Below are 23897 nucleotides of genomic sequence, written 5' to 3'. Positions count from 1 at the left end.
AGAAAATCTCGACAGCTTTATTTTTTTCCTTAAAGTTTCCATCTCCAAATTTTATAATAGAGATAAGTCCACTAAAGGAGGTGTTTTTTCTTATGTTCCACACTAGAAATTCTTCTCAGCACGAAGCCGAATTTGTATTACTAGATCAACTGGTCGAAGAGGATCACCTGCTTCGTAAAATTGATCAGTACATTGATTTTTCATTTATCATAGACAAAGTCAAACCTTATTATAGTGAGAATAAAGGTCGTCCTTCTCTTGATCGATTGGATCATCAAATCACCCGATTTGATTTTCAAGTAGAAGCGGTTGCCCTTGATTCTGGTTATTTGACAACATCAATCTGTAAAGGATTTATCCGATCGCCGTAGGTACTATAAATCAGACCCTAAAAAATGCGTTTCTTGTCCTTTCCTTGAAAGCTGTACAAGATCGAAAAATCATCAAAAAGTGATCTCAAGACATGTATGGGAGGAACAAAAAGAAAAGATTAGACAAAATCGTCTGTCTATCTCTGGAAAAAAGTTATATAAAAAGAGAAAAGAAAAAATAGAGCGAAGATTTGCAGATTCAAAATAACTGCATGGGCTTCGCTACTGTTGGTTGAGAGGAAAACAGAATGTGAGTGAGCAAGTTCTTCTCACAGCTGCGTGCCAGAACATGAAAAAGATTGCCACAGACCTAGCCAAGCTAGGCTAGGTCTGTGGGAGGCCTTTTTTATTTATTGTTGCTTAACAGTAATTTTTAAGGTATTTTTACAGTATATGCTAAATCAACAAACATAATATTTACGCCTACATCAACTTTCTTATATTTGTTTTTAACTGCCCATGCAACAGCACCAGAGGTTCCAGCAGTAATAGCCGCAGCGGCTCCAGCACCCCATGGTCCAGCAGCAGCAATTCGACTTGTGTACCAACCGATATATCCGGCTGCAAATCCACCTGCTACTATGGCATTCATGCTTCTAACTTTCGGTCCTAATTTGAGGTGTAAACCTACAAAACCTAATGTCTGCATGTCACCTTTTTTCTCATTCTCTTCAAAGCTAAATTCTTCTGATTTCATTGAAGTCATTAGTAGACTGTCGTGTTCTGAAATTCCCATTTCCATAAGGGTTTCTTTATCAGCTGTAAAATGAATATTTCCATCCTTATCTAATTCGAAGTAATTAGATAGTTTCTCTGCTAATTCCAATTGTTTTTTATCTACACTGACTGGAGGGGTCTCATTATTACCTTGACTGGCATGACTAATCATTGGAGAAGAGAAACCAAATGTAATAGTAAGTACACATAACACTACTAGAAATTTTTTAAACATACGTACCACTCCTATTTGTTTTTTGGGGTAACGCATACATGATATTTCCTTCTATTGGGGTGGAATACTTAGAGGTTAAGGAGAGTAATAAAATGTATTTATTCTTATTCACTTTGATTTATTGTGTAATCACTCAGATGTTGAGTTTTTCCTTTGAGATGTCTTTTGGTGTGTACTTGATAGGGTTAGCTTTAATCAAAGGACTTTCCAGTGGGGAAATTAAAGACATCTTTAATTTCAAAAAGACAAGGGACGTGTTCAAAGAAAACAGATTTATAGATTCTTTGATGGAATTGTTTTCTTTGGTAATAGTGTTTATTAATGCATACATAATTGATTATGAACCATTCTCTCCCTTTGAATTTGTTTATACTTTTTTCTTGCTTGTAGTTCTGTACAGGTTCCTATTTTGGGGGATCATAAGAGAGTCTAAAAAATGGTTGCATAAAGAGTCATAAGAGACATGGGCTTATAAAAATCACTCACTTTCTTTGATATATTCAAATGCTACCATTTATTTCTTGATAATTGGTAATATGGTGGAATTTTTATTTTTCAGTTGCGGTGTCCGCAATTAAGGTTCTTTTAATTGGGAGGAGAAATTTCGAATAGAGAAGAATTAGATTGTCAATTATCGCTAATGAACAGGCTGGAGAGCTTGTTTTTTTGTTTCTTAATATTATGTTTTTGTTGAAAAAATTCCATTTTGCTTGCGGTGTCCGCAAGCATTTTTTTTATTTTCCAGTGCTTCATTTTGACGGATTTTTTTTGTGATAAAATCCAGTCACTGCAGAGGTGAATCATGTGAAGGTAGAAGTAGGAATAAACCTGTTTGAGATAGGATTACTCATTCTAGGTCTTTCAGTTTTGTTTTTAATCAAAGCTAATGAGGAACGAAAACGAAAACGAAAACGAAAAAGAAAGAGCTAGGCTGCTTCTTGAAAGGCGCTTGACGGAAATCAATAGATTTTAACACTTACATAGAGGTTTACTTAAAAATTTCAGTTGAGGTCGCTCAGATTTGATTCTGATTGCTTTTTTTGTTTAGGTATTAAAAGTAGGGGTGGTGTGTCAAAAACGCTTATAAGGGCTTTAAATGTGTTTTTTCGTTTTGGCTACTGAAATCAGTTTGAAAATCTGTTTGTGAGATACCGAAAATTTTCAAAATTGGAACTAAAATGGGTTTTGGACGTATTTCATGTGCTAGGATTTAACATAAAACGGCAAAAATTGAGGGGGATGAATAAATGGCAGCTGTATCTTCAGCGAAAATCGGTCAGAAGATTAATGAATGGTATCAGAATATCAAGAGGCTGAATGTAACAGATGCGGAAATGCTTCGGAGTGAGATCAGAAGGGATTTAGACATCATGGAGGAAGATGAGCAAGCTGTTCTTTATTTTCAGCTTATGGAATTCCGCCACGAACAAATGCTTGAATACATGAATCTAGGAGCTCGGAAATTAAACAAAGCGGAGTACCTGCGATCAGTTGAAGGGCAAGGGCGGAAGCTTACTGGAATCCTGGAATACTATTTTAATTTTTTCAAAGGGATGTATGAGTTTTCGCAAGGTGATTACATTACTGCGATTACTTTTTATCGACAGGCAGAAAAACGGTTGGATCGAGTGGCGGATGAAGTTGAAAGAGCAGAGTTTTACTTCAAGATGGCAGAGATTTTCTATCACATGAAGCAAACTCAAATGTCTATGTATTACATCATGCTAGCCCTTGATACATATAAGGCGCACCCGACTTATCTTGTCCGAGAAATTCAGTCTCGTTTTGTTGTTTCAGGAAATTATATTGATCTTAACAGTTCTGAAAAGTCTCTCCCGCATTTAGACAAAGCATTAGAAAAATCACATGCGATTAAGGATGAATTAATGATTGGTATAAGTTTGATGAACTTGGGTCACTGTTATTCTAGTTTGGAAAAATATCAGTTGGCATTAGATCATTTGGAGGAAGCTGAAATTTATTTGAAACGTCATTCTCACATACGAGCAATCCTTTATCAGCAGGCTCTGATCCATTTTAAATTGGGTAACGATGAATTGGCCAAGGAATATTTGCAGCGTGGCATAGATTATCTAAAATCAAACCCTGATCAATTATTCGAATCTTTGTACGATTTTCTTGTAAACCTATATATAAAGCCACTTAATCTTGATGATCTCAAGGATATTTTGAAACGATTTGATAACATTAGGGGTTATCCATATTTAGAAGAACTGGCATTAGAGTCCGCAGAATTTTATACTAAATGTGAGCGTATGGAGGAATCTGTATATTTGTATCAGCAAATGGTGTACGCTCAAAAACAAATTCGAAGGGGCGACTGTTTGTATGAACATTAAAAAAAGCTTTGTTTTAGCTGGTCTTGCGATCATGATGTTGGTTGGTGGTTCATATCTGAATCATACCGAGACTGCTATGGAGTTGGCTATTCGATTAGGTACATGAAAAATGGCAGACCTTTTGGGTCTGTCTATTTGGAAATTCTTCTTGAACAACACCAATGCACTAACAGACACTCAGAAAAAATCCCTTCCAATTGGATAGGGATTTTTTGAATAAGCTGCGATCTAATTCAAAGTTGCATAACCCTAATCAACAACAAACAGTACGGCCCCGCACCTCGATTGTCTGAAGGAGATATTTATTCTATATCGGCTCCTGCACCGCCTTCTTCACACATAGCCATAGGGAATTCATTTCGATCATATGCCCTTTTTGTTGGTATGTTTTTCAATGATTCGTCTCTATTTTTATCGGCACCTTCTTTATCAATCGTGAAGACGGCAGAAGCGCTCTTTTTTATAGCATTTTTTATGTGTCATGCTGTTTCTGGATACTTATCAGTCGGAAACTTCAATTTCACATCATACTGAGACCTCTTCAGAAGAAGGAGAGGTCTTTTTATGTCGAATTGGGTTTGACAAAATAACCAAAAATTCATTAAATTAGTAGAACGATCTACTTAAGTCCATTTAACTAAATATTGATTTTTTTGAACAATAATAGCAAACATAATTAGTTCGATTCACTTAATTTCATTTCTGTTGACAGTATTTTCAGAAAAAATAATTGACGAACGAAAAGAATGCGCTTACAATGAAACCACATTCCGAAAAGTGAAATTAGATTCCACTGGATGGAATAAAAGGGTGATTCACCTCTAAATAAGAAGCTAAAGGAATGATTGACACAATGAAAAATCGAAGTGCACTGGAAATTTACAAAGAGGGAGGCGCTTGGTGGGAGACTGAGATTAGTCATATTCAAAAAAATTCAATTGAACTACGAGGGTATCCGATTGAAGAACTGATTGGTGAATTGTCGTATCCACAAATGCTCTATTTACTGCTTGTTGGTGAATTATTGGATGATTCAAAAGCAGCTCTTTTTGAAAGTGTTCTTGTCGCAGGTGCGGACCATGGACCAAGAGCGCCATCTATTGCAGCAGCTAGAATGGCGGTGACTTGCGGCATTTCGTTTAATTCCTCTGTTGCAACAGGGGTGAATCTATTAGGTGACATTCATGGTGGAGCCGGAGAGAAGGCCATGCGTATGTTATACGAGGCCAAAGCGGTCTACGATGAACAAAAGGATGTACAGTCTGCGGCAAAGCAAGTGTGTCAAACATGGTTAAATCGCAAGGAAAAAATCCCAGGAATCGGCCATCAGCTTCATGATGATGATCCGAGGGTGAGACGTCTATATGAGCTGAGTCACACATATGTCCAGCAAGGTCTGATCAGCGGCACATATTTACGGTTAGCCGAAGCGATTAGACATGAGCTTGAACAACTGAAAGGGAAGAAAATCACGATGAATATAGATGGTGTATCTGCTGCCATCCAATGTGAATTAAACATCCCAGCAGAAGCAGCAAAAGGCATTTTTTCCTTATCCAGAGGAATGGGCATCGTGGCGCATGCATATGAGGAGCTGACAAAAGGAGTCCTCGTGAAAGGACCTTGTCCGAATGAAGAAAGATTGGTTCGTTATGCAGGACATGGAACGCGGCACTTGAAGGAGGGAGAAAAAATTTGAGTGGTTTAAAAGCGTTGTCATATATAAACGGCGAGTGGCTGGATACAGGTCGTGTGAAAACAGATATCATCAATCCTTACTCAGGAGAAAGGATCGGAACATCCTATCTTGCCTCATCAGAAGACATAGAACAGGCACTTTCTAGTGCGCAGCATGCTAAAAAACAAATAGCGGGAATATCGGCAATCGAACGCTCAAAGCTTCTAACAAAAGCAGCCACCTTGCTTGAAGAACAAAAAGACCATTTTGCAAAACTGATTTCGCTAGAATTAGGCAAACCGCTTAAAAATACAAGAGATGAAGTCTCGCGATCAATCGAGACGCTGGCTCAGTCGGCGGAAGAAGCGAATCGATTAATAGGTGAGACCATTCCTGGCAATGTATCATCGCGCGGACAGGGAGCAATGGCCATGACATTTAAAGTACCAGTCGGAGTTGTGCTGGCGATTACCCCTTTTAATGCACCGCTCAACTTAATTTGTCACAAAGTCGGTCCGGCCTTTGCGGGAGGGAATGTCATCATTTTGAAGCCCGCACCGCAAACATCAGCTGTTGCAACAGCATTTGTCAAACTCCTTCTCGAAGCAGGATTTCCTCAGGCTGGTTTGCAGCTTGTGATTGGCGGGGTCGAGGCTGGGAAACAGTTAGTCACTGATGAAAGAACGAATCTCATCTCTTTTACCGGTGGGGCTCCTGGAGGCGAACATATTACAACCTCTGCGGGATTAAAAAAGGTACTGCTCGAACTCGGAGGGAATGGCGCGACGATTGTTCATCACGATGCAGATATTGAACAAGCCGCATCCATGTGTGCCAAAACAGGCTTTAGTAATTCCGGTCAAAGCTGTATTTCTGTTCAAAGAATTTATGTCCATCAGGAAATGATGCCGTCGTTTACTGAGGTATTAAAACAAAAAGTAGAGCAGCTTGTTGTTGGAGATCCGCTGTCCAGTGAGAGTGATATCGGCTGTATGGTTGATGTCCAGGCGGCAAAGCGTGTTGAGGCATGGATACAAGAGGCAGAGAGCATGGGTGCCCAGCTTTTATGCGGGGGGAAAAGAAATGGAGCGAGCATCACACCGGCTATTTTGCTAAACCCTCCGAAACAGGCCAAGGTCGTCTGTGAGGAAGTGTTCGGCCCAGTTGTCAGCATTCTCCCTTATGAGGAGCTGGAGGAGGCAATTAAAGAAGCAAATGATAGCCGATATGGTTTGCAGGCAGGGATCTTTACGAATCAGCTGGATGTGGCATTACACGCAGCAAAAGAGCTTGAAACTGGCGGGGTTGTCATCAATGGGACATCGAATTTTAGACTGGATCATTGGCCTTATGGCGGGATTAAACGAAGTGGCCTTGGAAGAGAAGGTCCGCGTTTCGCCATCGAGGAGATGACCGAAACCAAAATGGTCGTGCTTCCAAATGGTCTGTGAAAGGGGCCTATGGATGTGAATGCATTTCAGCAAAAGGTAAAAAGTGTGCAGACAGGCAGTCAGCCAATGATTTGTACGCCGCTCATCGGACAAACAAAGGAAGAATTGTTTCATGAGGTCGAGGTGTTAACAGAGAAGAAGCCTGATGTGATAGAGTGGCGGGCGGATTTTTTTCATCACCTTCATGACAAGGATCAAGTGATAGAAACCCTTAAGGGAATGGTAGAAAAGGCAAAGGGCATCCCATTTTTATTCACGATTCGCTCTGAAAAGGAGGGAGGCGAAAGGATATCACTCTCAGAATCTGAGAAGGTTTCTCTGCTTGCCGAGCTTTGTTCCACACAGCTTGTGGCCGCTCTTGATTATGAATTGATGCATGATGTGACACATATACAGCAAGTCAGTCAGGCGGCTAAAAGACATGGCGTTACCTTGATTGTGTCGTATCACGATTTCAATCGCACCCCTGAGTTGGATCGGCTCGTGCAGCTATTGGTCAATGCAGAATCAGTCGGCGCCGATATCGCAAAGATCGCAGTGATGCCGCATTCCTATGACGATGCATTAACACTGCTCTCGGCGACCAGCCATGCGAAAAAGCAGCTGTCAATTCCCGTTATTTCGATGGCAATGGGGGAATACGGGGCTTTTACAAGAATGATTGGCGGGCTTTTTGGATCTGTGATGACCTTTGCTGTAGGGAAAGAAAGCTCAGCTCCCGGGCAAGTGGCGATACAGGATTTGAACAATGTTCTATCAATTGTGTTTTCAAAGAATAAGTGAGTAGCAGATTCATAGCTGCACCGTGAGAGGAGAGAAACATGAAGAAGAATATTTCTACACAGGTGATTCAGTACTTAGAAAATCGGGGAGTCGAGCATATTTTCGGTCTCTGCGGTCATACGAATATTGCTTTTTTATCAGCGCTTGAGAAAAGCTCGATTCAATTTGTAAATGTCAGGCATGAACAGATAGCGGCACATGCAGCAGATGGTTATGCGCGAGCGAAGAAACAGACGGCTGTTGTGCTCAGTCATCTAGGACCTGGACTCACCAATGCGGCAACAGGGGTAGCGAATGCAGCACTTGATTCCATTCCAATGGTTGTCATTGCAGGAGATGTCCCAAGTCATTATTACGGAAAGCACCCACATCAAGAGATCAATCTTCATTCCGATGCCTCTCAATACGAAATTTACCGGCCGTTTGTGAAAAGAGCATGGCGAGTCGATATTCCAGAATTATTTCCAGAGATTTTATCAAAAGCATTTCAGTTAGCTGAAAGCGGCCGTCCTGGCCCGGTGCTTATTTCTGTTCCAATGGATGTGTTCTCAAAAGACCTAGATGTGTCCCTGTTTGAACAAATCAACCATCATACACACACCATTGAAAAACCTTCTATTGATGATCAAACGGCCAATCGGATATTAGATCGATTGCTGCAGGCAGAAAGGCCGCTCTTATATGTAGGGGGAGGCATTTTATTAGCTGATGCAGCTGAAGAATTAAAGGCATTTTCTGACCATCTAAGTATCCCTGTCGCCCATTCTTTAATGGGGAAAGGAGCCATGCCGGATGATCACCCAATGACCCTTGGAATGACAGGGTTTTGGGGAACAAAATTTATCAATGATCAGTGCAAAGAAGCGGATTATATATTGGCTTTAGGCACTCGTTTTGCTGAAGCTGATGCGAGCTCGTGGGAATCAGATTATACATTCCGCTTCCCCTCAACCAAGCTCATTCATATTGACATTGATCCGAATGAAATTGGACGTAACTATCCTGTTGAAATTGGAGCAGTAGCCGATCTTAAGCAAGCCTTAACTGTACTCAATCGAGTGGCGAGAGAAAGGCTGCCAAAAGGACTGAATCGTCCTGAATTGAAAAAGGAAATTGCGGCATATCGTAAGGATTTTCAGGCTAGCAATCTGACGAATATTCAAGATGAATCCTTCCCAATGAAGCCGCAGCGAATTTTGCAGGAAGTGCGGGAAGTATTGCCGCCAGATGCCTTTATTACAACGGATGTTGGCTGGAATAAAAATGGGGTCGGACAGCAATTTCCTGTGCTCACGCCAGGAACCATTTTAACGCCAGGCGGCTTTGCAACGATGGGATTTGGAGCCCCTGCCGCACTTGGGGCGAAGATTGCCCAGCCTGAGCGTGTCGTTGTGTCACTCGTTGGAGACGGCGGCTTCGGTCAAAATCCATCCGTTCTCGCAACAGCCGTTGAAGAGAACATTCCTGTTGTGTGGATTGTGATGAATAACAGTGCGTTTGGCACAATAGCCGGCTTGCAAATGGCGCACTATGAAACGACGTACGGCACTGTTTTCAGAAAAGATGGAGAAAGCTATTCACCGGATTTTGCTGCCATTGCGAGAGGTTATGGAATGAAGGGGATTAAAATCACCTCTGCTTCTGAATTCAAAGAAGCTTTAGCTGAAGCCATTGCTTCTCAGGAGCCTTGCGTTATTGATGTAGCAATGAAAAATGATCCTGTTCCTACGGATGGACATTGGAACATTAATGATATTTATTCACCAAATTCAAAGCGCTCACATGTCAGCGTGAATTAAACAGAACGAGGGAGGAATGAACAATGAAAATTAAAGTATTGAATCCGTTTCAAGATGGGAACCCATTATGGTTAGGCTTAGATCGTCCAGAGGAGCAAATGATTCGAAAGGTATTTCAAACCATTACACCGGATACAGTTGGATCAGAACATATGATGGCGGGTCTCACCATTTTTGAACCAGGGGAAGCAAGTTCAGTGCACAATCACCCGGGTTCAGAGGAATTTGATTTTGTGATTAAAGGATCTGGCGAAGTCATTTGTGATGGAGAAAGGCAGTCCTTTAAACAAAATGATTTTATGTTCATTCCTGACGGTGTCCCGCACCAGCATGTCAATACAGGAGATGAACCTTTATGGCTCATTTGGCTCTACACACCGCAAGGGCAGCTTCCGAAGGATTAAAAAATTGCACCGGTAAGCCCTCCTTTTGAATCATCAGGGCCTTCCAGGTCAATCAGAAAGATGAAAAGGGCTAAAATTAGGAATGATTTTAGCCCTTCATCACATGAATGAAAGGGAGTCAAGCAATGAATACGAATACACCGCTCGAAGGAATAAAAATATTAGACGTCTCTACGATGATTGCTGCACCCTATGGCGCGGTGCTTCTAGGGGATTTTGGAGCAGAGGTCATCAAAGTCGAGATTCCTGGCAAAGGCGATACGCTGCGGCATGTCGGCCCTTTTGCAGATGGGGAACCACTTAGATGGTCAGGTCTCTCGCGGAATAAGAAATCCCTTACACTGGATCTGCACAAAGACGAAGCAAAGGACATTTTTAAAAAGCTTGCGGGTCAGGTCGATGTGTTGATTGAAAATTTCCGCCCTGGAACACTCGAAAAATGGGGCGTTGGGTACGATGTGTTAAAAGAAATCAACCCTCGTTTAATTATGATTCGTGTATCGGGTTATGGGCAAACGGGTCCGTTTAAGGACAAAGCCGGATTTGGAACACCAGCGACAGCGTTTAGCGGCTTTACATATATTCAAGGGTTCCCAGACCGGCATCCAGTCAGCCCTTCCTTCTCTCTCACTGATTATATTGCTGGCATCTATGTGGCGTTTGCTACTGTGACAGCGATGTATTACAGGGATACACATCCAGAAGGAACTGGGCAAATGGTGGATTTGGCCCTCTATGAATCTGTGTTTCGTATGTTAGAGTTTTTGGTTGCAGAATATGACAAGCTTGGGAAGGTTCGTGAGCGTTCACCGGGGCTAAGCGGACATTCAAGCCCTGCCGGTACCTATGAGACAAAGGATGGTCATTATTTGGTTCTTGTGACGAGTACAGATTCGACCTTCAATCGATTGGCAGAGGCGATGAATCGATTAGATTTACTAGAGAATGAAAAATTCGCGGTCAATGCATCCAGGCTGAAGCATAACAAAGAAATGGATGCGATCGTCTCTCAATGGATCGCGTCGAAAACAAGGGATGACGTATTAGAAATTTTAGATACACATGGTGTTCCTGTGAGCCCAATCTTAAGTATTCGGGATATTTTTGAGCATCCGCAATTTAAAGCACGAGAGAATATCGTCGAAGTGCATCACCCTCGTCTTGGAAAAGTGAAGGTGCCTGGGATCATTCCGAAGTTTGAAAAAACACCTGGAAGTATCCGTCACATTGCACCTGATTTAGGCGAACATAATTATGAGATTTTAACAAATATGCTTGGCTTAACAGAAGAAGAGTGTAAGCAGTTAGAAGAAAAAGGGGTTATTTAATACGCCCAACCGAACCGCACACTGCGGAAACAAAGGAGGATGGTTATGAAAGTGCATTCAGAACTGAAGGGGAATGAATTGCAGCCCGCATATGTGAAACCAACGAAAGCCCGTTTTGGCATATTGATTCTGTTGTTTTTTATTACCGCTATTAATTATATTGATCGAGCTAGTGTATCCATTGTTGCTCCTGCGATTCAATCTTCATTGCAATTAAATCCTGCCTTATTAGGCTTGATTTTTTCGGCATTTAGCTGGACATATACAGCGATGCAAATACCAGGCGGTTTTATTCTCGATAAATTTGGCTCAAAGGTAACGTATGGGATATCACTCGTTACTTGGTCTATTTTCACAGGCTTACAGGCGTTTGCGAACAGCTTTGCCTTTTTATTCGGCTGCCGTTTGTTTATTGGGATTACAGAATCTCCCGCTTTTCCTGCAAATAACCGTATTGTCACCACATGGTTTCCAAGGCGGGAACGGGCTTTTGCAACAGGTGTTTATACTGCTGGAGAGTATGTGGGTCTTGCATTTGCGACACCTCTTCTATTTTGGATCATGACGACTTTCGATTGGAGAACCGTCTTCATTACGGCAGGTGCGCTCGGTATCATATTTGCTTTCTTTTGGTACAAGTATTATCACGAACCGAAAGAGCATCCGAAGATAAATGAAGATGAGTTAGAATTAATCCGGCAAGGCGATGGGCTGACAGTCGCATCACAGGAGAAGCTGAAATGGGCAGACTTTGCCGCCCTTCTAAAATATCGTAAATTGATCGGGCTTTATATTGGCCAATTCTCTGTTGCGTCTACCCTTTTTTTCTTTTTAACGTGGTTTCCGACCTATTTGGCAGAGGCGAAAAATATGGCGTTTCTCAAGGTAGGTTTTGCTGCTTCTCTTCCTTATATTGCTGCATTCTTTGGGGTCTTGTTTGGAGGTTATGTGTCTGATTGGCTGCTTAAAAAGGGCGTATCAGTGAATGTAGCGAGAAAGCTGCCAGTAGTGGTGGGCTTGCTGATGACGAGTACCATTGTTTTAGCAAACTTTACAACAAATATCCCGCTTGTGCTGACCATTTTATCCATCGCTTCATTTGCGCAAGGACTGTCTAATATCTCTTGGACGATGCTGTCTGAGGTGGCACCGCGGGAAATGGTTGGGCTGGCTGGCGGCGTATTTAACTTTTTTGCTAATTTAGCTGGGATCATCACTCCGCTGATTATCGGATTCATCGTGTCGGCGACAGGCTCTTACAATGGAGGAATTTTATTCGTCAGTTTAGTCGCTTTAGGCGGGGCATTGTCGTACATTTTTATCGTAGGTAAAATTGAACGTATTCAATTAAAACCATAGCGGGAAAGCAAAAGAGAACTCATACCAAGGTGAGTTCTCTTTTTTATGTATAAAAGATAACGGTGATGATCGCTGCACATGCGATACCCATGCTGATATAAAGGCTGGCAAACCATATATTCCAGCGAGTGATACGGTAAGGATTGACCTTCATCAAATCAGCCAATAAGGAGACAGAAACATTAAAAGGGCTAAACATGACAGTTGATGTGCCAGCAACGATCAGCATGATGGCAATGGGAAGAGCAGGCAGTTCATGGATGACTGGTGCCATCATGCTGACTAACAAAGCAAGTGAGACGAGCGGGTGAAAACCGCAAAGGGCGGTGATCAGAAAATACAGCCCAATGACACAATAAACCCAAATGGCATGGTCTGATATACTGACAATAAATGCTTGAATCGGCTGCATACTGTTTGTCGCAAGGAGCATATCGACAAAGAAGCCTGCACTTAAAAATAGACACATATAGTTGGAGAGCTGACGGGTTCTTTCTTTCCAATGAGGCACAGAGACAGCGATATATTGTTTTCTTTTTTTGATAACAGAAGAGAATAATAGAGCAAATGGAATAATCGTCAGTACTACAGCGAATAAATAGCCTTTCCCAATCCATGCATCGACAAGTGAGACGACTGTCATAAAACCTAGCAGCATGAAAGCGAGCTGAAGGGTTTTTCGCTTAATTCGATGAGGATTGGCGTTTGTTTCTGAAGACTGAATGATGTTTGGTAATCGTTTGCTTTGACGAGAAAAAAGCATCCAATCTATCGCCAGCACGACGACCATTAAACCAAAAGTAATAGGTGCAATTTGATAATATTTTAGTTTGGTTGCATCAATGGTGACGCTTACCAGCACTTCAACAGGACTCCAGCTTAAACATAATGCATATGACCTTAAGAGGTTGCGTGTATAAAGATGTTGTTTCACTTGTTCTTTTAGGGATTCGAGCGACGGTTTGAGCGATGTATATAGTAAAGGAATCGTCGCGATATTTAAAAACATGCCGAGAATATGAGTGACAAATGAACTCTTGCGATAAAGCTGGTTTGAGTTCGTTGTATGCAGTGTGAGCAGTTTATTTAATTGTGTATCGAAATGTCCAACATGTATGAGAGAATGAATAAAAGGCAGCATGAAAAAGAGAGAAAGCAAGCCCAGCATGGAATGAAAGTGAAGAAAAAACGTGTGCAATGGCTGGCCGGATAAGAAGAATAAGAACAACCCAATGATGAGAAATACAGCACCTGTTTTCAAATAAAGACCGCTTGCTTTCTTAAAAGAAATGGTGAGCGAGATAGCGGCCAGCAGACCAACAAAATAGGAGAGTATAGGAGCAGGAAATAGTTGATGAACAATATATAGACTGATAAGAAGTGTAAAAACGAGCAGGTACATTCAAATATCTCCTCCATCAAATATCTTCAAGTGACTTTATTCCGACTGGTGGAATTTGTTTTCTTTTAGTGGAACGTTTAAAATGGATTATAGCAAAATCGATCGTTGATGTCGATAAGAAATCAAAGGGGAAAAGGAGAAAGTGAAAATGGCTGATAAAAAGTCAAAAGAAGAATCAGGACTGCGTACAGTTCAGCGTGCTTTGGATATTCTTTATTGTTTTAGTGAAGAACGTCAAGAGCTGACGCTAACGGATATTTCAAAAGAGATGAATTTAGCAATGTCTACGACAACGAGACTGCTCAAGGCACTTGAAATGAATCATTTTGTGGAGAAGAATCAAGAAACAATGAAATACCGATTGGGTCAAAGGCTTTATCTCCTCGGATACATTGCAGGGAAGTCCATTAAATTGAGGGAACTGGCTAAGCCACTCATGTACTCACTTCGTGATGAAACAAAGGAAACCGTCAACCTGTATGTACTGGATTCAACAAGCAGGGTTTGTATTGAACAAGCGGAAGGGCTGCAATCGATTCGGCATCTTGTCAAGATTGGTGAGAAGCTGCCATTGTACGCAGGTGCAGGCGGAAAGGTATTATTGGCATTTCAATGTGAAGAATTTCAACAAAAAGTATTAGCGTCTGAGGCTGCTCATGTGATGAAGGGTGACTGGCAAAAGGAACGTAAACATATTCTTGACACATATACTTCTTGCAGCATTGATGAACGCGAGGTAGGATCTGCGGCAGTAGCGGCACCAATCTTTAACATTCATGGTGAAGTGAAAGCTTGTTTATCCATATCTGGTCCAACCCATCGGTTTACTGAAGAAGTCATTCCTCAGCTGCAGCAAAAAGTGAAAGAACAGGCACAGAGGCTTTCTGAACAGCTCGGCTACGTCGTCAAACACAATTTTTAAGATTGCCTATCTTTTCGCGCTCCATTTATCATATAATAGAAACATTATGTAGCATTCCTTGTCGTAGGGAGGACGTGTCACGACCATGAAAATCAATAGAGAAATTCCTGTAAGACAGCGGAATATTGTCCTCATTGGCTTTATGGGTGTTGGGAAAACAACCATTGGGCAGCTGGTTGCCAAAAAGCTATATAGAGATTTTATTGATGTCGATCAGGAGATTGAGAAAAAGTACAACATGACGATTCCAGAGATGTTTCAGCAAAAAGGAGAAGCATTCTTCAGGCAGGCTGAAAAGGATTATATCGTCGATTTATGTGAACATACACAGCTCAAGATCGTTTCCCTTGGAGGCGGTGCATTCAAACAGGAAGAAATCAAACGCGCCTGCTTGAAGCATTGTACCGTTCTTTTCCTTGATCTATCGTGGGAGAATTGGAAGCAGCGGCTTGATATTTTAATCGAAAACCGTCCTGTTCTTCACAACCGGACACTTGATGAGATGAAAGAGCTGTTTGAAGAGCGCCGGGAGATTTATTCTCTTCATAACTCAAGAGTGGAAACAGATCATTTAGAGGCTGAGGAAGTCGCCAATTATATTGTGGACACACTCAAGCTTGGCTGGGATTTGTATTCGAAATAAAAAAAGTCTACCGTTTAGGGTAGACTTTTTTTATTGAATTCTTTTCCTTCGTACATATGATGATGCTTTGACAACCAAAATGTATTTATCCTTTTTTGGTGTGCGGCCGTTTGGGAAAAGCGGTGATCCTCCTTCAATCAGTTCATGATGAGGAGGTTTTTGATATAGATCATTTTCTTTTTCAGAAAAATAAAATAGTATCTAAATTTCCATCATAGTTTTTTTGAATTATTATAATTTTAAAAAAATAGTGTTGACATCTTCGATGAGAACATTCTATGATTGTTTACGTAAACGCTTACCGTAAACGTTTACTATAATCGAATGGGGAGGAATTTGTTGATGAAAAATAAAGAAAAATGGAGCGGTGTATTCCCGGCGGTCTTAATTCCTTTTAAAGATGACTATTCAATTGATGAACCTGCTTTTCGTAAGCTTGTTCGCTGGGTGGCGGAGCACGAAGGGATTAACGGGATTGTTGTCAATGGACATACTGGCGAGATTATGACTTTGCTGCCACATGAACGAGCTGAAGCTGTGCGTATTGCAGCCGACGAATTAAAAGGGGAAGTACCTGTCATTTCCGGGGTTTCAGCTGAAGGAACAATTGAAGCGATCCAGCATGCAAAAGCAGTTCAAGAAGCTGGCGGAGAAGGTATCCTTCTCATGCCGCCGCATTCATGGCTGAGATTCGGTATGCAGCCTGAATCACCTGTCCAATTCTTTAAAGATGTTGCAGAAGCGATTGACATTTCAATCATCGTCCATCAATATCCAACGTGGACAAAAACCTCATATACAACGAATCAATTACTAGAAATGTCGGAAATTGAAAATGTTGTCTCATTTAAAATTGGTCAAAGAGACATGGCACAATATGAAGTCGATGTGCGCGCATTGAAAAAGCATGCACCAGATGTATCGCTACTCACATGTCACGATGAATATTTATTGCCAACATTAGTTCAAGGGATTGACGGGGCGCTTGTAGGTTTCGGCTGTTTTGTGCCGGATTTGATCGCTGAACTTGTGAAATGTGTGAGAGAACAAGACCTTGCAGCGGCTAATAAAGTGTACGATAGAATCTTTGAATTAAAGCATGCTGTGTATAAAATGGATGAACCTTCCTCTACCTCTCATCTGCGAATGAAGGAAGCGATGTTCCAGAGAGGTTTGATCAGCAGTTCGCTTGCTAGGAAGCCGGTATTACCTTTAACTCAAAAGGAAAAAGAAGAGATTCGCCAGGGCCTTCAAAGTGTTGGTTTGCTTAAGGAAAATGTCAGTAGATAACAGACCATTGATTTCATGATGAAGGTGAGTCAGGTTATAATAAGGTATAAAACAACAGACTCCCGGAGGTATGAAATGTGTCAGTAAGTATTAAAGATGTAGCATTAAAAGCAGGAGTGTCTATCGCCTCTGTTTCCCGAGTATTGAGTGGTAAACCAGGAGTAGGTGCTCAAACGGCTGAAAGAATCAAACAAGTGATTGCTGAGTTAGGCTACCGCCCTAATTTAGGAGCGAGAGGGCTCGTGAAAAGAAAGACTGGGAATATCGCTGTAGTGGTTCCTCGCGGTTCATATATTTTGAATAATCCATTTTTTTCAACGATTTTAGATGGAATAGCGAAGGAATTAGATGAGACCGAATTCAATATGCTGATGTCATTTACATCTGTGCAGCAGCAGCGGTTACTTGAGACGCAGGCTGTAGATGGTGCCATTTTATTTTCTCCAAGAAATGAAGAATTGAGCATAGATTGGTTAAAAAGTTTGGCTATTCCCATTATCGTTGTCGGAAGTTACTTAGAGGATTCACCATTTCCATGTGTCAGGCCAGATGATGAAGAAGGTGTTTGTCAATCTGTAACGGCCTTATTTGATAGAGGACATCGAACCATTGGGCTGGTCAATGGTCCAATGAGTTCGATGCATAGTGTAAGGTATTACAAGGGGTATGAGCGCACACTGAAACGTTTAGGATTAACAATGAACAAAGAGCTTGTGTTTGAGTTAGATGAATTTGATGGGGGAAAAGTAGTAGAAGTGGTTTCTCAATTTCTCCAAGGAAACCAGCACATGACTGGAGTTGTTTGCTCTTCAGATTTTTTGGCGATAGGGGTCATGAAAGCGGCAGAAAACGCAAATGTGTCAATACCTCATGATTTGTCTGTCGTTGGTGCTGATGATGTGCCCATTGCAAGTTTTCTAACCCCTTCTTTATCTTCTGTTCATGTTGATTTAGTTGGAATGGGAAGAAAAGCTGTTTCTTTACTAACACAGTTATTAGAAGGGGAACAGTTAGAGGCGATGGAACATATCTTCCCTATGTATTATATAGATCGGGGCACCACGGGAACGCCAAAGAAGATTTGATAGATGCTGAAAACTCGTATGAACGCTGCAGAATTTCTCTTGATTTAAAATGTAAGCGATTTCTTCAGTGCTCTTCGGCATGTACTTTTGCATCATTTCCTCTAATAAGGAGGAGATACCATGACGTTAGAACTCAGCGGAAATTCAAATTCTCAAGGTGGGCAAGTTGTTGATAGAGCTTCACAACTATTGACCAGGATGGAAAGTGTACCTTTTTCGAGGTGGCATTTAAAACCTCGGATCATTATGGGATCTGCTACCTTTTTTGATGCTTTTGATGCGCTATCTTTAGCGTTTGTTCTCCCGGTCCTCATCGGCATGTGGAATTTATCACCTGCTCAAATTGGCCTTCTTATTGGGTCTGGTTATATAGGACAAGCGGTTGGTGCTATTTTCTTTGGGTGGTTAGCAGAAAGGCGCGGCCGTGTATTTAGTGCAAAGTGGACAGTGTTCCTCATGTCTATTATGAGTATCGCATGTGTATTTTCAGGTAATTTTATGGCCCTTTTTATTTTCCGCTTTATACAAGGGATTGGAGTTGGAGGAGAGGTGCCGGTAGCAGCTTCATATATTAATGAGTTGTCCCGAGCCCAAGGAAGAGGCAGATTTTTTATGCTTTATGAGATGATTTTTCCATTAGGATTAATGATCTCAGCTCAAATTGGCGCATTCGTCGTACCTAGCTTTGGGTGGAAATGGATGTTCTTGATTGGAGGCATTGGAGGTTTAATCGTCTTTGTATTCTTTTTCATGCTGCGTGAATCGCCAAGGTGGCTTATTTCGAAAGGCAGGTTAGATGAAGCCGAAAAAATTATTGAAGAAATTGAAGCGAGTACTGACAAACGAATGCCTGTCGCAAATCAAGTATCCAGCAGTACTGAAAAAGGCGACTGGAAAGAGCTATTTTCAACTTTTTACCGTAAAAGAACATTGGTCGTATGGGGACTATGGTTTTCTGCCTACTTTGTATCGAATGGTTTAAATAACTGGTTACCGAGTCTTTATAATACTGTTTACCATTTGCCAGTCGGAGATTCATTAAGGGCAGCATCTCTCACAAATATTTTACAGACCGTAGGGGTATTCGCTTGTGCATTTTTAATTGATAAAGTGGGACGGAAGCGCTGGGCAACCATTGCATTTGTATTAACAGGTGTGTTATTAACGGCTTTATGGATCAGCGGAGCGACTTCACCAGAAAGCGTCATCTATTTAGGGTCTGCTGCTTACGGAATGATGGGGACAATTACAGTTCTCCTCTATCTATATACACCTGAAATTTATCCGACACGTATGAGGGTGATTGGAACGGCATTTGCTACAGCGTGGCTTAGACTGGCCTCAGCGATCGCTCCTATTATGATAGGCTTTATTTTAGAGGTAAGCGGTGTTTCAACTATTTTTATTCTTTTTGCAAGTGTGACGGTAGTGGGAGCAATTCTTGCTTTTAAAATGATAGAAACGCGCGAGAAAGTATTAGAGGATATTGCACCGTAAGTTACGCATGCAGTAAAGAACTTATTCCAAAGAGGGTAGGTTCTTTTTTATTCAGAGAATCTAAAATGCCTCACCTATCTCTATTCATTTATCATATAATAGAAACATGATCTAGTCGTGAGGAGAGACGTGTCACGAACATGAAAAGCCACCTGTGAGACAGTGAAGATGTATATTTGAAATAAAAAAGTCTACCGACGATGGTAGACTTTTTCTATCAGTTCAATGCTTGATTCCTTGAAGCAGTGCAGCTTTTAAACAGAAGGAAATGGGCTGATGCTGTGCATCGAATTGAAGCTGAAACAGCTGCTTTGTGTCAGGGTCTGCGGCTTGAAGATGGGAAACGATCTCCTTTTGAATGTTCTCTGGTGTGCGTCCACGTATAATCCAGTCCTGATAATCAATATGCAGATCCCAGTAACGAATCTCTTTCTGAGTCAATTGGTTGTCAGCGAAGAGCTGTTTCCATTCTGATAACGAGCTTTCCCGCACATGAGAAGGGTCTCTCAGTCTATTTAAGTGATTAATAAATGAATCCTGTGCAGTGTTTTCAGGTGCATAATGATCAACGAGCAGAAATTGGCCGCCTTTTTTTAAGACTCGGCTGATTTCAGACATGGCTGCCTGAAGGTTTGGAAAGTGGTGAGCAGCAAAACGGCACGTCACTAAATCAAATGATTCATCAGAGAAGGGCAATGCTTCTGCGGCTGCCTGCTCAAAAGTAATGTGGTTCAGGTGGCGTTCTTCCGCAAGTGCTGCTGCAACCTCGATCATTCTTTGCGTGACATCAATGCCGATCCCTTTAGAGATAACGTCTGAAAAGGAAAAAACGGTATGTCCTGCCGCGCAGCCAATATCAAGTAAATGCTCATGTCCCTTCGCATTTGCTGTTGTTTTCATCCACTCCAGTTCTTCTCCGGCTGCAAATATAGGTGAATCTCGATAGTTCTCGGCATTTTGTGAAAATTGGTTCTCGGCTTTAGCATATGGATTCATTTCTTTTCCCCCTTTGTGGTCTCTTTATCGTAGAATTCCTTCTGTTATTTGTCTAAGACATAAAAGATATGACACGGATAGTTAAAACCTATGAGGTGATGAAAGTGGATATACGAATGATGGAATATGTCATTGAAGTGTACCGGCAGCAAAGCTTTACAAAAGCAGCGGATCAACTTCATATTGCACAGCCTTCTTTAAGCCAGCAAATGAAGAAGCTGGAAGAGGAATTAGACACACCGCTATTTATTCGAAAGTATGGACAAGTAACGCCTACACCTCAAGGGAGACGATTCATTAAAAGGGCTGAGAATATTTTGAAGGAAAGAGATGATTTGCTGCGTGAAATGGGAGAAGCAGCTTATGAAATCGGGAAAGAGCTGAACATTGGAGCGCCAGCAGTGACTGGGGGATATGTCTTGCCCGGTTTATTAAAAACCTTTTGTCAAACGTATCCTCATGTTCACGTTCAACTGATAGAAGAGTCTCCTCGTGAGCTCGAAAAACGTCTATTGGCTGGAAAACTGGATTTGGCTATTTTATCTATGCCTGTCGAGCATGAATCATTGAAAACGAAACAAATGCTGACAGAGCCGCTCCTTCTTGCAGTTCCGCAAGCTGCTCAGCCTTGGTTATCAGAGGAATTGAACGAGATCATCATGCAAGCAGGGCAAAAAGAGTCCGGTCACGGAATCGTTCCCTTTCAACTTCTTGAAGGTACCCCATTTATTATGCTGAAAGAGGGATACGGTTTTCGGCAAGTGGTCATGGAGCTGTGCCGTCATCACGGTTTTCAGCCAAAAGCGGCTTTTGAAACAAGTCATATTCAAACAGCACAGGCATTGGTCAAAAACGAACTAGGTGTGACCGTTGTGCCGAAAATGGTGGCACAAGAGGATAGGAACGGGGTCATTTATTTAAACATTGATTCATGCCCCACCCGCACACTTGTGTTTGCATATGTGGAAGAAAGGTATTTAACGAAAGCCGCTCAAGCCTTCATGGACCTTTATCAGGATCAAGGGGAAGCTTAAACAAACGTTTAATTAAACGCAAAAAGCAGGGGAGCACCCTGCTTTAAGATTGGTGACAAAGGGCTAAAATGATCTTGATTTTAGCCCTTTGTCTTCTTTTCAGCGTGATAGAAAACCTTTGCAGTCTAGGAAGGACGAGCACCGGAGCGAATTTGACATTCGTGAGCACCGAAGCGCAGACCTGACACCGAATGCGAGGGTTTGTCTACACGCTGAAAGCAGGGGAGCACCCTGCTTTTTAATATAAGTCGAGACGCTGATCCGTCATAACCGGAATTTGCTGTCTGACTTCATCCACTAGCTGAAGATCAATTTCCGCATAATAAATATCTTCGTCATCGTTTGTTTCAAGCAGGATGCGGCCGAGTGGATCAATTACCATAGAGTGTCCAGGGAATGCCGTGTCTCTGCTTGTGCCTGTTCTGTTAACAGCAATCATAAATGACTGGTTTTCAATCGCTCTTGCGATGAGCAGGCTGCGCCAATGGTCCACTCTTGCTGACGGCCATTGCGCCGTATTGACGAGCACCTTCGCTCCTTTGTTCACAAGTGTTCTGGAAAGCTGCGGGAAGCGGAGGTCATAGCAGATCATCGCACCAATCGTTACATCTTCACCATAGTCAAATAAACCAAGCTGATCACCAGCGGTTAAATAGTTATGCTCATCCATTAAGCGGAATAAATGAATTTTATCATAATCTAACAAAAGCTCACCTTGGCGGTTAAAGACATACATTGTGTTGGTGATGTTTTCATCTTCTGTCCGCTTATTTAAAACACTGCCTGCGATGAGATACACTTGGTGCTTGCGGGCAAAGGAGGAGAAGAGCTGTTTTGTGCGTTCACCGTTTACATCCGCAAGCTGATCGGCTTGCTCAAGGGCGTAGCCGGTATTCCACATTTCGGGTAAAATGATCAAATCAGGCTGCTCGCGGACCGCTTCTTCTAAAAACGCTGCTGCTTTTTTAAAATTCACTTCAGGTTCTCCAATTTGTACGTCCATTTGGACAAGGGCGATTTTCATACGAGTTCCTCCTTTATTTGCTATATGTCATGTGAAAATCATGAATGTATGTAATGGTTTATTTTAGTCTTCAAGGCCAGTTTCTTTATCATAAAGGTTTCCATCATCTTTGCCAATAGAAATGTCAGAAGGTTTTGTTAAATAGCTTTCTAACTCAAGAAATCGGTGTTATGATACATATAATGAATAAAACAAAGGGGGATACTCGGATATGCAATTGTTCGATTTACCACTTGAAGAGTTAAAAAAATATAAACCAAAGAAAACAGCACGTTCTGATTTCTCAGATTTTTGGAAGAAATCACTCGAAGAACTGCGCCAAGTGGAGGCAGAGTCATCACTTGAACCTTATGACTATCCAGTGAAAGGCGTCAAGGTGTACCGCCTGACATATCAAAGCTTTGGACATTCTAAAATTGAAGGCTTTTATGCTGTACCTGATCAAACTGGCCCGCATCCAGCGCTCGTTCGTTTTCATGGCTATAATGCCAGCTATGACGGCGGCATTCACGACATCGTCAACTGGGCGCTCCACGGCTATGCAACATTTGGTATGCTCGTCCGCGGTCAAGGCGGCAGTGAAGATCAGACAGTGACACCAGGCGGTCACGCTTTGGGGTGGATGACAAAAGGTATTTTATCAAAAGAGACCTACTATTATCGCGGTGTTTATTTAGATGCGGTTCGTGCACTCGAAGTCATTCAGTCCTTCCCTGAAGTGGATAAACACCGGATCGGCGTAATTGGTGGAAGCCAGGGAGGCGCATTAGCGGTAGCAGCTGCAGCACTTTCAGATATTCCGAAGGTCGTCGTGGCAGATTACCCTTACTTATCAAACTTTGAGCGTGCAGTGGATGTGGCTTTGGAGCAGCCTTATTTAGAAATCAATTCGTACTTTCGGAGAAATAGTGACCCGGAAGTGGAAGAAAAGGCATTTGAGACATTAAGCTATTTTGACTTAATCAATTTAGCTGGATGGGTGAAACAGCCAACATTGATGGCGATCGGTCTGATTGACAAAATTACCCCGCCATCTACTGTGTTTGCGGCATACAACCATTTAGAAGCAGATAAAGACCTGAAGGTATATCGCTATTTTGGACACGAGTTTATCCCGGCTTTTCAAACAGAGAAGCTCTCCTTCTTACAAAAGTATTTGCTCAAATAAAAGAACAAAGAGGCCGCTCTAGGAGGGCCTCTTTTTTAATAACTCGTATTTTGTCTCGTTTTTTCATCAGGTACTAACGCGGTGATAATAAGGGCAAGAGCTGTGATGATATGAAGGATGAATCCGAGTATCGGAATCCAGGCGAGGCAGGATGTGATAATCCCAATGATGCTGCCAATCATTGGTCCTTGGTCTCGCTTCGATAAGACGAGTGTGATAATATGCAGAATAAGCATGACCATGAGCGGTGTATAACCATTGCTAATAATAAATAGTCCTCCGATGACAGGGATGGCAAGACAGGCTTCAAAAATCCCGGTGATCCATTTCATGATGCGAGATATAGACATG

At 41.8% G+C, this 23897-nt stretch carries 20 protein-coding genes and 2 pseudogenes; 16 read left to right on the top strand and 6 right to left on the bottom strand.

The genetic code is table 11. The features are described from left to right. Positions 1-251: 251 nt before the first annotated feature. A pseudogene (locus tag AAZR19_RS12140) lies at positions 252-699 on the top strand (transposase); the annotation flags it as partial. A gap of 45 nt (positions 700-744) precedes the next feature. On the opposite strand, the gene AAZR19_RS12135 reads toward AAZR19_RS12140, so the two are convergent. Beyond that, positions 745-1323, bottom strand: coding sequence for a hypothetical protein (locus AAZR19_RS12135; protein WP_003217212.1), 579 nt, complete (start codon positions 1321-1323; stop codon positions 745-747). A gap of 1247 nt (positions 1324-2570) precedes the next feature. On the opposite strand from AAZR19_RS12135, the gene AAZR19_RS12130 reads away from it, so the two are divergent. Beyond that, on the top strand, positions 2571-3683 hold the full coding sequence (locus tag AAZR19_RS12130; protein ID WP_041106640.1) for a Rap family tetratricopeptide repeat protein: 1113 nt from the start codon (positions 2571-2573) through the stop codon (positions 3681-3683). A 305-nt stretch (positions 3684-3988) separates the two neighbouring features. Here the strand turns inward: AAZR19_RS12130 and AAZR19_RS12125 are convergent. Further along, a pseudogene (locus tag AAZR19_RS12125) lies at positions 3989-4285 on the bottom strand (NucA/NucB deoxyribonuclease domain-containing protein); the annotation flags it as partial. 239 nt (positions 4286-4524) lie between these two features. Between AAZR19_RS12125 and AAZR19_RS12120 the strand changes: the two are divergent. The 7 genes from AAZR19_RS12120 to AAZR19_RS12090 all read left to right on the top strand — a co-directional run bounded on the left by AAZR19_RS12120 (position 4525) and on the right by AAZR19_RS12090 (position 12485). Next, positions 4525-5382, top strand: a complete 858-nt coding sequence (locus tag AAZR19_RS12120; RefSeq protein WP_434703288.1) for a citryl-CoA lyase — start codon at positions 4525-4527, stop codon at positions 5380-5382. Next, positions 5379-6812, top strand: coding sequence for an aldehyde dehydrogenase family protein (locus AAZR19_RS12115; protein ID WP_434703286.1), 1434 nt, complete (start codon positions 5379-5381; stop codon positions 6810-6812). Before AAZR19_RS12120 ends, AAZR19_RS12115 begins: the two co-directional genes overlap by 4 nt. A gap of 9 nt (positions 6813-6821) precedes the next feature. Continuing rightward, on the top strand, positions 6822-7595 hold the full coding sequence (gene aroD / locus AAZR19_RS12110; RefSeq protein ID WP_434703284.1) for a type I 3-dehydroquinate dehydratase: 774 nt from the start codon (positions 6822-6824) through the stop codon (positions 7593-7595). 38 nt (positions 7596-7633) lie between these two features. Then, complete coding sequence (locus AAZR19_RS12105; RefSeq protein WP_434703282.1) at positions 7634-9394, top strand: thiamine pyrophosphate-binding protein; 1761 nt, start codon at positions 7634-7636, stop codon at positions 9392-9394. A 23-nt stretch (positions 9395-9417) separates the two neighbouring features. Further along, complete coding sequence (locus AAZR19_RS12100; protein ID WP_034283259.1) at positions 9418-9798, top strand: cupin domain-containing protein; 381 nt, start codon at positions 9418-9420, stop codon at positions 9796-9798. 125 nt (positions 9799-9923) lie between these two features. Further along, the gene (locus AAZR19_RS12095; RefSeq protein WP_434703280.1) at positions 9924-11126 is read left to right on the top strand and encodes a CaiB/BaiF CoA transferase family protein; all 1203 of its coding nucleotides are present in this window, start codon (positions 9924-9926) and stop codon (positions 11124-11126) included. A gap of 45 nt (positions 11127-11171) precedes the next feature. Beyond that, positions 11172-12485: an MFS transporter gene (locus AAZR19_RS12090; RefSeq protein ID WP_025092799.1), complete on the top strand. Its 1314-nt coding sequence runs from the start codon at positions 11172-11174 to the stop codon at positions 12483-12485. Positions 12486-12528: 43 nt separating this feature from the next. Here AAZR19_RS12090 and AAZR19_RS12085 read toward each other — a convergent pair whose 3' ends face one another. Further along, positions 12529-13887, bottom strand: a complete 1359-nt coding sequence (locus AAZR19_RS12085) for a hypothetical protein (protein ID WP_434703278.1) — start codon at positions 13885-13887, stop codon at positions 12529-12531. Between the two features lie 148 nt (positions 13888-14035). On the opposite strand from AAZR19_RS12085, the gene AAZR19_RS12080 reads away from it, so the two are divergent. The 5 genes from AAZR19_RS12080 (at position 14036) to AAZR19_RS12060 (ending at position 19324) form a co-directional block, all read left to right on the top strand. After that, entirely contained in the window at positions 14036-14809 is a 774-nt protein-coding gene (locus AAZR19_RS12080) for an IclR family transcriptional regulator (RefSeq protein ID WP_434703276.1), read from the top strand. 85 nt (positions 14810-14894) lie between these two features. Then, positions 14895-15452: a shikimate kinase gene (locus AAZR19_RS12075; protein ID WP_003214270.1), complete on the top strand. Its 558-nt coding sequence runs from the start codon at positions 14895-14897 to the stop codon at positions 15450-15452. Between the two features lie 342 nt (positions 15453-15794). After that, the gene (locus AAZR19_RS12070) at positions 15795-16742 is read left to right on the top strand and encodes a dihydrodipicolinate synthase family protein (RefSeq protein ID WP_041106634.1); all 948 of its coding nucleotides are present in this window, start codon (positions 15795-15797) and stop codon (positions 16740-16742) included. A gap of 77 nt (positions 16743-16819) precedes the next feature. Further along, complete coding sequence (locus AAZR19_RS12065) at positions 16820-17827, top strand: LacI family DNA-binding transcriptional regulator (protein ID WP_434703273.1); 1008 nt, start codon at positions 16820-16822, stop codon at positions 17825-17827. A gap of 120 nt (positions 17828-17947) precedes the next feature. Next, positions 17948-19324 (top strand): MFS transporter, encoded by a 1377-nt coding sequence (locus AAZR19_RS12060; protein WP_041106632.1) that lies wholly within the window; start codon positions 17948-17950, stop codon positions 19322-19324. A gap of 222 nt (positions 19325-19546) precedes the next feature. On the opposite strand, the gene AAZR19_RS12055 is transcribed toward AAZR19_RS12060, so the two are convergent. Continuing rightward, complete coding sequence (locus tag AAZR19_RS12055; RefSeq protein ID WP_041106631.1) at positions 19547-20320, bottom strand: class I SAM-dependent methyltransferase; 774 nt, start codon at positions 20318-20320, stop codon at positions 19547-19549. A gap of 116 nt (positions 20321-20436) precedes the next feature. Between AAZR19_RS12055 and AAZR19_RS12050 the strand changes: the two genes are divergently transcribed. Further along, on the top strand, positions 20437-21354 hold the full coding sequence (locus AAZR19_RS12050) for a LysR substrate-binding domain-containing protein (RefSeq protein WP_041106630.1): 918 nt from the start codon (positions 20437-20439) through the stop codon (positions 21352-21354). Between the two features lie 238 nt (positions 21355-21592). Here AAZR19_RS12050 and AAZR19_RS12045 read toward each other — a convergent pair whose 3' ends face one another. Further along, entirely contained in the window at positions 21593-22378 is a 786-nt protein-coding gene (locus tag AAZR19_RS12045; RefSeq protein WP_041106629.1) for a carbon-nitrogen family hydrolase, read from the bottom strand. A gap of 211 nt (positions 22379-22589) precedes the next feature. Here AAZR19_RS12045 and AAZR19_RS12040 point away from each other — a divergent pair, with 211 nt between their 5' ends. Further along, entirely contained in the window at positions 22590-23546 is a 957-nt protein-coding gene (locus tag AAZR19_RS12040; RefSeq protein ID WP_041106628.1) for an acetylxylan esterase, read from the top strand. Positions 23547-23581: 35 nt separating this feature from the next. Here AAZR19_RS12040 and AAZR19_RS12035 read toward each other — a convergent pair whose 3' ends face one another. Beyond that, on the bottom strand, positions 23582-23896 hold the full coding sequence (locus AAZR19_RS12035; RefSeq protein WP_041106627.1) for a hypothetical protein: 315 nt from the start codon (positions 23894-23896) through the stop codon (positions 23582-23584). Position 23897: the final 1 nt, after the last annotated feature.

It is taken from the genome of Bacillus sp. Je.9.29.b (assembly GCF_051129925.1).
In the GTDB taxonomy this organism is placed as follows: domain Bacteria; phylum Bacillota; class Bacilli; order Bacillales; family Bacillaceae; genus Bacillus; species Bacillus safensis.
Note: the sequence above shows the minus strand (reverse complement) of the source record. Positions and strands in the feature narration are given on the sequence as shown.